Below are 13,098 nucleotides of genomic sequence, written 5' to 3'. Positions count from 1 at the left end.
ATAGAAACAAGCATTGTCAGGACAACCAGCAGTCAAACAGTGTGAAATGCTGCTGATGCCTTACAGCGCAAAAAGGCTGGTGACTAAAAAGTCACCAGCCATCAGCCTAATTACTTAGGCTGCAACCAGAAAAGTTGGCTTATTTAACTTCAACTTCAGCGCCAGCTTCTTCCAGAGATTTTTTCAGTGCTTCTGCGTCGTCTTTGCTCACGCCTTCTTTCAGCGCAGCTGGAGCAGATTCTACCAGGTCTTTAGCTTCTTTCAGACCCAGGCCAGTTGCGCCACGTACTGCTTTGATTACAGCAACTTTGTTCGCGCCAGCAGCTTTCAGAATTACGTCGAATTCAGTTTTTTCTTCAGCAGCTTCAGCCGGGCCCGCAGCTACAGCTACAGCAGCAGCAGCAGAAACACCGAATTTTTCTTCCATTGCAGAAACCAGCTCTACAACGTCCATTACGGACATAGCTGCTACTGCTTCAATGATTTGATCTTTAGTGATAGACATTTAAATTGTTCCTGAAAATCAGAATAAGTTTATACGTAAGCAAATGCTTTATAAAGATAACTGCGATTAAGCAGCTTCTTTCGCATCGCGTACAGCAGCCAGAGTGCGAACCAGTTTGCCAGCCGCAGCTTCTTTCATGGTTGCCATCAGGCGTGCAATTGCTTCTTCGTAGGTCGGCAGGGTTGCCAGGCGATCGATTTGCGATGCCGGGATCAACTCACCTTCAAAGGCTGCAGCTTTGACCTCAAATTTTGCATTCGCTTTCGCGAACTCTTTGAACAGACGAGCAGCAGCGCCCGGGTGTTCCATAGAGTATGCAATCAGGGTCGGACCAACAAACGTGTCTTTCAGGCACTCGAACTGAGTACCTTCAACTACGCGACGCAGCAGGGTGTTACGAACAACACGCATGTATACGCCAGCTTCACGACCTGCTTTACGCAGTTCAGTCATTTTGTCTACAGTAACGCCACGGGAATCCGCAACTACTGCAGACAGCGCGCCTTTGGCTACTTCGCTGACTTCAGCAACAATCGCTTGTTTGTCTTGAAGATTTAAAGCCATTAGCTTTGCTCCTGGATGTTTGCCGGAACTCATGTTCCGGAACTCACTTCACTCGACCCAACGGGAAGAGCGTCTTAATACGGTGAGCAGAAACAAGCCAGAGTATTTAAAATAATCTTAGCGTTCTGTCACCGTCTACGCAGGGGATTAAGTTTCTTGCGAAACACCTGCGGTCTTCGACGGAGGCCTGGATAGGCCAGGCTCCAACGAACAATTCTTTTAGCCGCTAACTTTTGTTAGCAAACGTGGGGGTAAGATTGTAGACAAAATCACCGCCCACGTAAAGGCATTAGTTTGCAGCAGCGCTCAGGCCAGCCTGGTCAACTGCAACACCTGCACCCATGGTGGTGGAGATGCTAACTTTCTTGATGTACACGCCTTTCGCCTGAGTTGGTTTTGCTTTTTTCAGCGCAACCAGCAGAGCTTCCAGGTTTTCTTTCAGTTTGTCAGCGTCAAAGTCCACTTTACCGATGGTGGTGTGGATGATGCCGTTTTTGTCGTTACGGTAACGAACCTGACCTGCTTTAGCGTTCTTAACCGCTTCAGCAACGTTAGGCGTTACAGTACCCACTTTCGGGTTTGGCATCAGGCCGCGTGGACCCAGAACCTGGCCCAGCTGGCCAACAACGCGCATTGCATCTGGAGAAGCAATAACAACGTCAAAGTTCATTTCGCCTTTCTTGATCTGATCAGCCAGATCTTCCATACCTACCAGTTCAGCGCCGGCAGCTTTAGCAGCTTCAGCGTTTGCACCCTGAGCAAATACAGCTACGCGTACGGAACGGCCAGTACCGTGTGGCAGTACAGTTGCGCCACGAACGTTCTGATCGGATTTACGAGCGTCGATGCCCAGGTTAACGGCAACGTCAACGCTTTCAACGAACTTAGCAGTTGCCAGTTCTTTCAGCAGAGCGATAGCTTCGTTGATGTCGTACTGTTTGGTCGCATCAACTTTGTCACGGATCACGGACATGCGCTTGGTCAGTTTAGCCATTTCTTAGTCCTCCACTACCAGGCCCATGGAACGTGCAGTACCTTCGATGGAGCGAGTCATCGCTTCAATGTCGGAACCAGTCATGTCGGCAGCTTTGGTCTGCGCGATTTCCTGCAACTGAGCGCGGGAAATTTTACCCACTTTGTCTTTGTTCGGCTTACCGGAACCAGACTTGATGCCCGCTGCTTTCTTCAGCAGAACTGCTGCTGGAGGGGTTTTGGTAACGAAAGTGAAAGAACGGTCAGCGTAAACAGTGATTACAACTGGGATTGGCAGACCTTTTTCCATGGATTCAGTTTTGGCGTTGAACGCTTTACAGAATTCCATGATGTTCACACCCTGCTGACCCAGAGCTGGACCAACTGGTGGACTTGGGTTCGCCATACCTGCTGCAACCTGCAGCTTGACGTAGGCTTGTACTTTCTTAGCCATTCTAAAATCCTCTGATTGGGTAATAACGCCTCGGAGAGGCTCCCCGTGAATAAAATTCGTTTTACGGGCCGGGGCCCATAAAAACAAAAGGCGCGAAATTGTATTCCAATCTCGCGCCCTGTGCAACGATTAAATCGTCGCTTTTTTGATCGCTGCTTAGGCTTTTTCTACCTGAGCAAAGTCCAGCTCTACCGGGGTCGCACGACCAAAGATAGAAACGGAAACTTTCAGGCGGGACTTCTCGTAGTCCACTTCTTCGACGACGCCATTGAAGTCAGCAAACGGACCGTCGTTAACACGAACCATCTCACCCGGTTCAAACAGCGTTTTCGGACGCGGTTTATCACCAACCTGCTGGAGGCGGTTCATAATCGCATCAACTTCTTTGTCGCTGATTGGCGCCGGACGGTCAGATGTGCCGCCGATAAAGCCCATCACGCGTGGTACGCTGCGCACCAGGTGCCAGCTCGCGTCGTTCATCACCATCTGAACCAGCACGTAACCCGGGAAGAATTTACGCTCGCTTTTGCGACGTTGGCCGCCACGGATCTCAACCACTTCTTCGGTCGGAACCATAACTTCGCCAAATAACTCTTCCATATTATGTAATTTGATATGCTCACGCAGCGACGTAGCTACGCGGCCTTCAAAACCGGAAAACGCCTGAACGACGTACCAGCGCTTTTTAGGGGCTTCAGACATCTCAGAACCTCAGGCCAGTGATAAAGGATACCAGGCGAACCAGAATACCATCCAGTCCCCACAGGATCAGTGACATTACAGCGGTTACCGCCGCTACAATCAGCGTGGTGTGCAATGTTTCCTGGCGAGTCGGCCAAATGACCTTGCGGACTTCGGTACGCGCTTCGCGGGCAAACGCAACGGTCGCTTTGCCTTTCGTCGTCAACAGCGCGACACCACCCGCCGCAGCAATCAGAATTACCACTGCAAGCGCGCGTAGCGGCAGCATCATGTCACGATAAAGATAGTTGCCGACAATCGCCACAATCAGCAGCACGGCTACAACTACCCATTTCATCGCTTCCAGGCCGCGCCCGCTCCCTTGAGCTTCGGTATTCGCACTCATAAACCAACCTGTCAGAAGTATTCTACAAACATTTTCACCCCGCGTGTGCGAGGCAAACCAATCGAAATGCTATTCGCTTTTCGTATTATACGCTCTCCGCAGAGCCTGTCTCAGCAATGATTATGACAAAATTAATCACTGATGAGCCAGGTTCTGATGTGAAAGCGTGCAAAAAGGGCATCAAATGATGCCCTTTTATTGCGCATTGCGTCAAATGTTATCAGCGATTAGCCGAGAACTTTAGCAACAACGCCCGCGCCAACGGTACGGCCGCCTTCACGGATTGCGAAACGCAGACCGTCGTCCATCGCGATTGGGTGGATCAGCGTCACAACCATCTTGATGTTATCGCCTGGCATTACCATCTCTACGCCTTCTGGCAGTTCGATGGTACCGGTCACGTCAGTTGTACGGAAGTAGAACTGTGGACGGTAGCCTTTGAAGAACGGAGTATGACGGCCGCCTTCGTCTTTGGACAGAATGTACACTTCAGATTCGAACTTGGTGTGTGGCTTGATTGAGCCTGGCTTCGCCAGAACCTGACCACGTTCGATTTCTTCACGTTTGATACCACGCAGCAGAACACCAACGTTCTCACCAGCACGGCCTTCGTCCAGCAGTTTGCGGAACATTTCAACGCCAGTACAGGTAGACTTCGCAGTCTCTTTGATACCAACGATTTCAACTTCTTCACCCACTTTGATGATACCGCGCTCTACACGACCGGTAACAACGGTACCACGACCGGAGATGGAGAATACGTCTTCGATTGGCAGCAGGAATGGCTTGTCAATCGCACGCTCTGGTTCTGGGATGTAAGAATCCAGGTAGCCAGCCAGTTCGATGATTTTCGCTTCCCACTCTGCGTCGCCTTCCAGCGCTTTCAGCGCGGAACCACGAACGATTGGAGTGTCGTCGCCTGGGAAATCGTACTGAGACAGCAGTTCACGAACTTCCATCTCTACCAGTTCCAGCAGCTCTTCGTCATCAACCATGTCGCATTTGTTCAGGAACACGATGATGTAAGGAACGCCAACCTGACGACCCAGCAGGATGTGCTCACGAGTCTGAGGCATAGGGCCGTCAGTCGCAGCAACAACCAGGATCGCGCCGTCCATCTGCGCAGCACCGGTGATCATGTTTTTAACATAGTCGGCGTGGCCTGGGCAGTCTACGTGTGCGTAGTGGCGAGTCGGGGTGTCATACTCAACGTGAGAGGTGTTGATGGTGATACCACGAGCTTTTTCTTCTGGTGCGTTATCGATCTGGTCGAAAGCACGAGCAGCACCGCCGTAGGTTTTAGCCAGTACGGTAGTGATTGCAGCGGTCAGCGTTGTTTTACCATGGTCAACGTGGCCGATAGTACCGACGTTAACGTGCGGTTTTGTACGTTCAAACTTTTCTTTAGACATCGATTGTCCCTCTAAGACACGGATAAATCGGTGATATCACCACATCAACCAGGCGAAAATGCCTGAACTGTTGAATACATTTACATTGAAACAGAGAGAAAGGGAGGGAGAAGTGAAGTGGTGCTGATACCCAGAGTCGAACTGGGGACCTCACCCTTACCAAGGGTGCGCTCTACCAACTGAGCCATATCAGCACGTATTGGAGCGGGCAGCGGGAATCGAACCCGCATCATCAGCTTGGAAGGCTGAGGTAATAGCCATTATACGATGCCCGCATCCTGAAACTCGGCTACCCAGTTCTTTCTGTAACAAAAAAAGAGATTTCTCTCTTTTCTGTTCGAGCTGGTCAATTTTTCCAACCAGCTCCGGCGGCGTTGTCGCTGCCAGAAAGTGGTGGTGGGGGAAGGATTCGAACCTTCGAAGTCTGTGACGGCAGATTTACAGTCTGCTCCCTTTGGCCGCTCGGGAACCCCACCGGACTTGATGGTGCCGACTACCGGAATCGAACTGGTGACCTACTGATTACAAGTCAGTTGCTCTACCTACTGAGCTAAGTCGGCATCAAGTAGCGCGCATTCTATGGAGACCTGCGCAGTCATGCAACTAAAAAATTGCATAAAACGTTCTTTCGCTCACATTTTATTCGAAACCAGGGCTAACCGCTGTAAATTCATCCGCTCACGGTTAAAAATTCAACATGAACGCCTGATTTCGGCACGCTATAGCCCCAGGTGATGCCTGCCCGGTTAAGCATCGCTTTCCCATATTTTTTCTTATTATTCCTCTCATCTGGTGTTAACCTCCTGCCCATTGTCCAAAATTAACTATGTGATGAGCCCGCACCCGCCGTTTCGTGATGGTTCACAGAAGCATGCTTATGAGCAAAAAAGAGCAAACGTTAATGACGCCCTATCTTCAGTTTAACCGTAGCCAGTGGGCAGCCCTGCGTGACTCCGTCCCTATGACACTGACGGAAGGTGAAATCGCACGGCTAAAAGGGATAAACGAAGATCTCTCCCTGGAAGAGGTGGCAGAAATCTATCTCCCCCTCTCTCGCTTGCTTAACTTCTATATCAGCTCCAATTTGCGTCGTCAGGCCGTACTGGAACAGTTCCTCGGCACGAACGGTCAACGTATTCCTTATATCATCAGTATTGCGGGCAGCGTGGCAGTGGGTAAAAGTACCACCGCGCGCGTGCTACAGGCGCTGCTGAGCCGCTGGCCGGAACACCGCAGCGTGGAGCTGATCACCACCGACGGCTTCCTGCATCCCAACGAGGTGTTGAAAGAACGCGGCCTGATGAAAAAGAAGGGCTTCCCGCTCTCTTATGATATGCACCGCCTGGTAAAGTTTGTTTCAGATCTAAAATCGGGCGTACCTCACGTTACCGCGCCGGTTTACTCGCATCTGATCTACGACCGCATCCCGGATGGCGACAAAACGGTTGTGCAGCCCGACATCCTGATTCTGGAAGGCTTAAACGTCCTGCAAAGCGGGATGGATTATCCTCACGATCCGCATCATGTGTTTGTCTCTGACTTTGTCGATTTCTCAATTTATGTCGATGCGCCGGAAGATTTGCTGCAACGCTGGTATATCAACCGCTTCCTGAAGTTCCGCGAAGGCGCGTTCACCGACCCGGATTCCTACTTCCACAACTACGCCCAGCTCTCTGAAGAAGAGGCTATCAGCGTGGCGACCGGGCTGTGGAATGAGATCAACTACGTCAACCTCAAAGAGAACATCCTGCCGACGCGCGAACGCGCAAGCCTGATCCTCACCAAGAGTGAGAAACACGCCGTCGACCAGATTCGTTTACGGAAATAGATCTCAGACGTAAAAAAACCGGCTTAGCGCCGGTTTTTTTATTTATGCCTGCGGCTTTTCTCCGTTTTCATCCTGATCGACCGCGAAGCAGGCCACCAGCTGTCCGCCATAATCCTTCAGCTGTGGCTGCAACTGCGTGCACGGGCCGAAGCGGCGACGGCAACGGGCGTTGAACGCACATCCCGGCGGTGGGTTAAGCGGGCTTGGCAACTCGCCGGTCAGCTTAATGCGCTCCCGGCGGTCATCCGGGTTCAGTCTCGGCGTTGCAGACAGCAGCGCCTGCGTATACGGATGACGCGGGTTAGTAAAGATCTGATCTTTCGTCCCCTTCTCCACGCAGCGTCCCAGATACATCACCATCACCTCATCGGCAATGTGCTCAACCACGGACAGGTCATGGGAGATGAAGACGTACGACAGTCCCAGATCCTGCTGTAAATCCATCATCAGGTTAAGCACCTGCGCGCGAACGGACACGTCAAGCGCTGAGACCGGCTCATCGGCAATCACCACGTCCGGGTCAAGCATCAGCCCACGGGCGATGGCAATACGCTGACGCTGACCGCCAGAGAACATATGCGGGTAACGATCGTAATGCTCGGTTTTAAGCCCCACCTTCGCCATCATCGCCAGCGCTTTTTCACGACGCTGCTCTTTGCTCAGATTGCTGTTAATCAGCAGCGGCTCTTCCAGAATTTGCCCGACTTTCTTCCGCGGATTCAGAGAGCCGTACGGGTTCTGGAATACGATCTGGATTTTCTGGCGGCGCAGCTTCTGCGCCTGCGGATCGTGCTTGAGCAGATCCTGACCCTGATAGTAAAGCTCGCCGCCGGTTGGCGTTTCGATCATCGTCAGCAGACGGCCCAGCGTGGATTTTCCACAGCCCGACTCCCCGACGACCGCCAGCGTTTTACCGCGTTCAAGGCTGAAGGAGACGCCGTCCAGCGCTTTTACCAGGCGCTCGGGGGCAAAAATCCCCTTCTTCACCGGGTAATGTTTTTTCAGGTCGATAGCCTGCAACAGCGGCTGTTGCGTGGTGGCCTCGTGCGTACTCATAGTGTTGGCCTCCCGGCATCATCGAGTGGATAGTGGCATTTTGACTGCCGACCATCGTCCAGCAGATTCAGCTCTGGCTCCTCGGCGCGGCATTTATCCGTCGCATACGGGCAGCGCGGATTCAGCAGGCAGCCCTGCGGACGGTCATATTTACCCGGAACCACACCCGGCAGTGACGCCAGACGCGCTTTGTCCTGGGCAAACTCCGGCAGCGCGCGCAGTAACGCCTGCGTATACGGGTGACGCGGAGCGCGGAAGATATCGTGCGAACTTCCGGTCTCCACCACCTGACCCGCGTACATCACGATGATTTTGTGTGCCGCTTCCGCCACCAGCGCCAGGTCGTGCGTAATCAGCACCAGCGCCATATTCTCTTTCTGCTGCAACTCCAGCAGCAGCTCGATGATTTGCGCCTGGATGGTTACGTCCAGCGCGGTAGTTGGTTCATCCGCAATCAGCAGTTTTGGTCGACAGGCAATCGCCATGGCGATCATCACGCGCTGGCTCATGCCGCCGGAAAGCTGATGCGGGTAAACGTCCAGACGCGATGCTGGGTCAGGTATCCCCACCAGGTTCAGCAGATCGATAGCACGCTGGCGACGGGTTTTCTTGTTGCCGCCCTGATGCACCTTAATGGCTTCCATAATCTGGAAACCGACGGTGTAGCATGGGTTCAGGCTGGTCATGGGGTCCTGGAAGATCATCGCCACTTCCGCGCCCACCAGCTGGCGGCGCTGTTTTTCGGAAATGCGCTTCAGATCCTGACCGTTGAACTCCAGATTTTCCGCCATCACGCGGCCGGGGTAGTCAATCAGCCCCATAATCGCCAGCGAACTCACTGACTTACCGGAGCCCGACTCTCCTACAATCCCGACCACTTCGCCCTGATTAACGCTGTAGCTGATGCGGTCCACGGCGCGAAACGGTGTGCCTTCGTCGCCAAAGTGCACGGATAATTTATCTACATTTAATAACGCCATCTCGTGCCTCTTACTGCTTCAGTTTGGGATCAAGTGCATCACGCAGACCGTCACCCATCAGGTTAAATGCCAGCACCGTCAGCAGAATCGCCAGACCCGGGAAGGTGACGACCCACCAGGCGCTTTGCGCGAACTGCAACACGTCGGAGAGCATGGTGCCCCACTCCGGTGTTGGCGGCTGCGCACCCATGCCAAGGAAGCCAAGAGCGGCCATATCAAGAATGGCGTTAGAGAAACCGAGCGACGCCTGAACAATCAGCGGCGCAAGGCAGTTTGGGAAGATATTGATAAACATCTGACGCATCGCACCGGCACCCGCCACGCGAGAGGCGGTAACGTAGTCGCGGTTCACTTCCACCAGCACCGCCGCACGGGTCAGACGCACGTAATGCGGTAGCGCAACAAACGTCAGCGCAAGCGCGGCGTTACCAATCGACGGACCAAAGATCGCCACCAGCACCAGCGCCAGCAGCAGGCTTGGCAATGCCAGCATAATGTCGACGACGCGCATGATGATGTTATCAACAATGCCGCCGAAGTAGCCTGCCACCAGGCCGAGTACGATCCCCATGATCAGCGACAGTACGACAACGAGGCAGCCAACCAGCAGCGACAGGCGTGCGCCGTACATCAGGCGCGACAGCACATCGCGGCCCACGTCGTCGGTGCCCAGCAGGTGCGTCAGGCTTCCGCCGTCCTGCCATGCAGGAGGTGCCAGCAGCGCATCGCGGAACTGATCAGCCGGGTTATACGGCGCAAGGAAGTTCGCAAACACCGCAATCAGGATCATGATGGAAACATACACCAGCCCGACGACCGCGCCTTTGTTGCGCTTGAAGTAGTGCCAGAACTCCTGCATCGGCGTCATTGGCACCGGTGCGGTGACCACTTTATTTTGAGTAACTTGTGACATGATGGCCCCTTACTTCTTATGACGAATACGCGGGTTCACCACGCCGTACAGCAAATCGACCAGCAGGTTGACGAGGATAATCATCGTCGCGACCAGCAGTACACCGCCCTGCACAACCGGATAGTCACGGCGTTGCAGCGCATCAATCAGCCAGCGTCCAAGACCCGGCCAGGAGAAGATGGTTTCGGTCAGGATCGCCCCCGCCAGCAGCGTACCGACCTGCAAACCGATAACGGTCACCACCGGCAGCATAGCGTTACGCAGGGCATGAATGATGATGACGCGCATACGGGTCAGGCCTTTAGCGCGGGCTGTACGAATATAATCCTCGCCCAGCACTTCCAGCATGGAGGAACGGGTCATACGCACGATCACCGCCAGAGGGATGGTGCCCAACACCATTGCAGGCAGGATCATGTGCGCAACCGCATCAATGAAGTTGCCCTCTTCGCCCCAGATCGCCGTATCAATCAGCATAAAGCCGGTTAACGGGTTGGTGTCGTCAAGGAAAACCATATCGCTGACGCGTCCGGAGACCGGCGTCAGGTTCCACTGCACCGAGACCAGCATGATCAGCATCATGCCCCACCAGAAGATAGGCATAGAGTAGCCGGTCAGTGCCAGGCCAACAGCGGTGTGGTCGAAAATAGAGCCACGCTTAACGGCAGCCAGTACGCCAACGGGGATCCCTACCGCGGTCGCGAAGATCATGGCGCAGATACCGAGTTCCAGCGTCGCTTTAAAGCGCGGTACGAACTCGTCCCACACCGGAAGACGGCTTTTCAGTGAAATCCCTAAATCGCCGTGCAACACGCCCCAGATATAGTGGAGATACTGCTGCCACATCGGCTTATCAAGGCCGAGTTCAGCCAGCAGTTGCGCATGACGTTCAGGGGAGATACCACGCTCACCTGCCATAATCATTACCGGGTCACCCGGGATCATATGGACGAAGGCAAAAGTGAGAAGGGTGATACCGATAAACGTCGGGATAACCAGTCCCAGACGTCGGAGGATGAACTGCAACATAACCCGGATTCTCTCTGATGACGCACGCCCAGTGGCGTGACGTCTGTATTGCTCACAAATGTAAATTCCCTCTCCCTGTGGGAGAGGGTTAGGATGAGGGGATGCATGCACGCCCCTCACCCCTGCCCTCTCCCACAGGGAGAGGGAGAACACCCTACTTATTATTCAACAGACACGTTTTCGAAGTGGTGTTTGCCCAGTGGATCAACCACGTAGCCCTTCACTTCTTTACGCACTGGCTCGTACACGGTGGAGTGAGCAACAATCAGCGCCGGAGCCTGATCGTGCATGACAACCTGAGCTTGCTTGTACAGTTCGATACGTTTGTTGTGATCGTCGGTCGCGCGCGCCGGCTGGATCAGATCTTCAAACGGCTTGTAGCACCAGCGAGAGTAGTTGGAACCGTCTTTCGCTGCCGCACAGCTGAACAGGGTCGCGAAGAAGTTGTCCGGATCCCCGTTGTCGCCGGTCCAGCCCATCATGACCGCCTGGTGTTCGCCCGCTTTAGCGCGCTTCAGGTACTCGCCCCACTCGTAGGTTACAATTTTGGCCTGTACGCCAATCTTCGCCCAGTCAGCCTGAACCATTTCCGCCATACGACGTGCGTTCGGGTTGTAAGGACGCTGTACCGGCATCGCCCACAGCTCGACGGTGAAGCCTTTGTCCTGGCCCGCTTCTTTCAGCAGCGCTTTCGCTTTCTCAGGATCGTAGGTGTAGTCCTTAATGTCGTCGTTATAACCCCACATGGTTGGTGGGATCAGGTTCTTGGCCGCAACGCCCGCGCCCTGGTAAACGGCTTTGATGATCGCTTCTTTGTTCACCGCGTAAGTCAGCGCCTGACGCACTTTCACGTCATCGAACGGTTTCTTCTCGGTGTTGAAGGAGAGATAACCCACGTTCAGGCCCGCCTGCTCCAGCAGGTTGATATTTTTGTCCTGCTTCATGCGCGCGATGTCAGCCGGGTTTGGATACGGCATCACCTGACATTCGTTTTTCTGCAATTTTGCGTAACGCACGGATGCGTCAGGCGTGATGGAGAAGACCAGACGGTCGATCTGCGGCTTGGTGCCCCAGTAGCCCGGGAAGGCTTTATACAGAATACGGGAATCTTTCTGGTACTGAAGCAGCTGGAACGGGCCGGTACCGATTGGGTTCAGGTCCACTTTTTCCGGCGTGCCGGCTTTCAGCATGTTGTCAGCGTACTCTTTAGAGAGAATCGAGGCGAAGTCCATCGCCAGGTCAGCCAGGAATGGCGCTTCCGGACGCGTCAGCACAAACTGAACGGTTTTATCGTCCACTTTTTTCACTTCAGCGATCAGGTCTGGCAGACCCATCCCTTCGAAGTATTCATAGCTGCCGCCAGACACTTTATGGTACGGGTTCTGGGCATTTTTCTGACGGTCGAAGGAGAACACAACGTCGTCGGCGTTAAAGTCGCGCGTAGGTTTAAATTCTTTGCTGTCCTGCCACTTCACGCCCTGGCGCAGGTGGAAGGTATAGGTTTTACCGTCTTCGCTGACATCCCACTTTTCAGCCAGGCCAGGAATTACTTCCGTGGTGCCGGTTTTAAATTCAACCAGACGGTTATAGATCGGTACAGAGCTTGCGTCGTAAGTCGTACCAGAGGTAAAGAGCTGTGGGTTAAAGCCTTCCGGAGAGCCTTCAGAACAGTAAACCAGGGTTTTTGCCTGTACGCTTGCTGCAACGGTCATGGCCACCAGGCTCAGACCAAGCTTCAGCATCCCTGACTTCTTCAAGGAAATACTCATTATTGTGCTCCAATGTGATGTTTTGCTTTGTTGTGTTACGCCGCCTGACCTTTATTTATTTTTTACCCGGTCCGGTCGGTGATGCCCGAAGGCGTTAAAAGGGATAGAGAATCCTTTCAGAAGAGCGTTTGAGTTGCAGCGCAGATCCTCCCTGAAATGCCCCTCGTGCCCTACAATCTGTCAACAGAATGTGAAAACGTCAATACAGGTGGCGGGGATTTACGTGGAGTGTGAGAAACCGCAAACAAAGATTAAAAAAACCCTGACCGTGAGTTTTCAGCAGAGAAATTTATGCTACTCGCCATGATGCAGCACAATTATCTTCATATTTCGCAACACTCAGTGATTAAGTTTTATTCAGAATGGGTAAATTTTCTTACAGAATGGTGATTATCTGAGCACTAAATACCGCGAACGTTAAAACGCACAGCGAAAAATGCTGAGGTTATCCATAAGCAACGCGAAAAAAGATCAAACTATATATAAAAAAATACAATGGATTATGTCACAAAACCGCAAGCAGGCAGGG

At 53.1% G+C, this 13,098-nt stretch carries 13 protein-coding genes and 4 tRNA genes; 1 reads left to right on the top strand and 16 read right to left on the bottom strand.

Annotated elements, in window-relative coordinates:
• Positions 1–139 precede the first annotated feature (139 nt).
• From rplL to ACQG1Y_RS01230, 11 genes are all read right to left on the bottom strand, one after another.
• A complete protein-coding gene (rplL, locus tag ACQG1Y_RS01280; RefSeq protein ID WP_002445276.1) occupies positions 140–505 on the bottom strand; it encodes a 50S ribosomal protein L7/L12 in 366 nt (121 codons plus the stop codon).
• A 66-nt stretch (positions 506–571) separates the two neighbouring features.
• Positions 572–1,069 (bottom strand): 50S ribosomal protein L10, encoded by a 498-nt coding sequence (gene rplJ / locus ACQG1Y_RS01275; protein ID WP_003862338.1) that lies wholly within the window; start codon positions 1,067–1,069, stop codon positions 572–574.
• Positions 1,070–1,358: 289 nt separating this feature from the next.
• On the bottom strand, positions 1,359–2,063 hold the full coding sequence (rplA, locus tag ACQG1Y_RS01270) for a 50S ribosomal protein L1 (RefSeq protein WP_006810530.1): 705 nt from the start codon (positions 2,061–2,063) through the stop codon (positions 1,359–1,361).
• A 3-nt stretch (positions 2,064–2,066) separates the two neighbouring features.
• The gene (rplK, locus tag ACQG1Y_RS01265) at positions 2,067–2,495 is read right to left on the bottom strand and encodes a 50S ribosomal protein L11 (RefSeq protein ID WP_003862340.1); all 429 of its coding nucleotides are present in this window, start codon (positions 2,493–2,495) and stop codon (positions 2,067–2,069) included.
• Positions 2,496–2,651: 156 nt separating this feature from the next.
• Positions 2,652–3,197 carry a transcription termination/antitermination protein NusG gene (gene nusG, locus ACQG1Y_RS01260; protein ID WP_003862341.1) on the bottom strand — a complete coding sequence of 182 codons (546 nt, stop codon included), beginning with the start codon at positions 3,195–3,197 and terminating at the stop codon, positions 2,652–2,654.
• A 1-nt stretch (position 3,198) separates the two neighbouring features.
• Positions 3,199–3,582 carry a preprotein translocase subunit SecE gene (secE, locus tag ACQG1Y_RS01255; protein ID WP_003862342.1) on the bottom strand — a complete coding sequence of 128 codons (384 nt, stop codon included), beginning with the start codon at positions 3,580–3,582 and terminating at the stop codon, positions 3,199–3,201.
• Between the two features lie 227 nt (positions 3,583–3,809).
• A complete protein-coding gene (tuf, locus tag ACQG1Y_RS01250) occupies positions 3,810–4,994 on the bottom strand; it encodes an elongation factor Tu (protein ID WP_014885484.1) in 1,185 nt (394 codons plus the stop codon).
• A 118-nt stretch (positions 4,995–5,112) separates the two neighbouring features.
• Positions 5,113–5,188 (bottom strand) — tRNA-Thr (locus ACQG1Y_RS01245).
• A gap of 6 nt (positions 5,189–5,194) precedes the next feature.
• A tRNA-Gly gene (locus ACQG1Y_RS01240) sits at positions 5,195–5,269 on the bottom strand.
• Positions 5,270–5,385: 116 nt separating this feature from the next.
• A tRNA-Tyr gene (locus ACQG1Y_RS01235) sits at positions 5,386–5,470 on the bottom strand.
• 8 nt (positions 5,471–5,478) lie between these two features.
• Positions 5,479–5,554, bottom strand: a tRNA-Thr gene (locus ACQG1Y_RS01230).
• A 317-nt stretch (positions 5,555–5,871) separates the two neighbouring features.
• On the opposite strand from ACQG1Y_RS01230, the gene coaA reads away from it, so the two are divergent.
• Positions 5,872–6,822 carry a type I pantothenate kinase gene (gene coaA, locus ACQG1Y_RS01225; RefSeq protein WP_015569977.1) on the top strand — a complete coding sequence of 317 codons (951 nt, stop codon included), beginning with the start codon at positions 5,872–5,874 and terminating at the stop codon, positions 6,820–6,822.
• A gap of 42 nt (positions 6,823–6,864) precedes the next feature.
• Here the strand turns inward: coaA and dppF are convergent, their stop codons facing one another.
• The 5 genes from dppF to dppA all read right to left on the bottom strand — a co-directional run bounded on the left by dppF (position 6,865) and on the right by dppA (position 12,569).
• The gene (gene dppF, locus ACQG1Y_RS01220) at positions 6,865–7,878 is read right to left on the bottom strand and encodes a dipeptide ABC transporter ATP-binding subunit DppF (RefSeq protein WP_017383568.1); all 1,014 of its coding nucleotides are present in this window, start codon (positions 7,876–7,878) and stop codon (positions 6,865–6,867) included.
• Positions 7,875–8,858 carry a dipeptide ABC transporter ATP-binding protein gene (dppD, locus tag ACQG1Y_RS01215; RefSeq protein ID WP_033486942.1) on the bottom strand — a complete coding sequence of 328 codons (984 nt, stop codon included), beginning with the start codon at positions 8,856–8,858 and terminating at the stop codon, positions 7,875–7,877. The genes dppF and dppD overlap by 4 nt, the downstream gene beginning before the upstream one ends.
• A gap of 10 nt (positions 8,859–8,868) precedes the next feature.
• On the bottom strand, positions 8,869–9,771 hold the full coding sequence (gene dppC, locus ACQG1Y_RS01210) for a dipeptide ABC transporter permease DppC (RefSeq protein WP_017383569.1): 903 nt from the start codon (positions 9,769–9,771) through the stop codon (positions 8,869–8,871).
• A 9-nt stretch (positions 9,772–9,780) separates the two neighbouring features.
• Positions 9,781–10,800 (bottom strand): dipeptide ABC transporter permease DppB, encoded by a 1,020-nt coding sequence (gene dppB, locus ACQG1Y_RS01205; RefSeq protein ID WP_006810536.1) that lies wholly within the window; start codon positions 10,798–10,800, stop codon positions 9,781–9,783.
• A gap of 161 nt (positions 10,801–10,961) precedes the next feature.
• Complete coding sequence (gene dppA / locus ACQG1Y_RS01200; protein WP_006177809.1) at positions 10,962–12,569, bottom strand: dipeptide ABC transporter periplasmic-binding protein DppA; 1,608 nt, start codon at positions 12,567–12,569, stop codon at positions 10,962–10,964.
• Positions 12,570–13,098: the final 529 nt, after the last annotated feature.

This window comes from Enterobacter cloacae complex sp. 397G4 (assembly GCF_050031515.1).
GTDB lineage: Bacteria > Pseudomonadota > Gammaproteobacteria > Enterobacterales > Enterobacteriaceae > Enterobacter > Enterobacter hormaechei_C.
The sequence above is the reverse complement of the archived record's forward strand: the minus strand, read 5'-3'. Positions and strand labels throughout refer to the sequence as shown.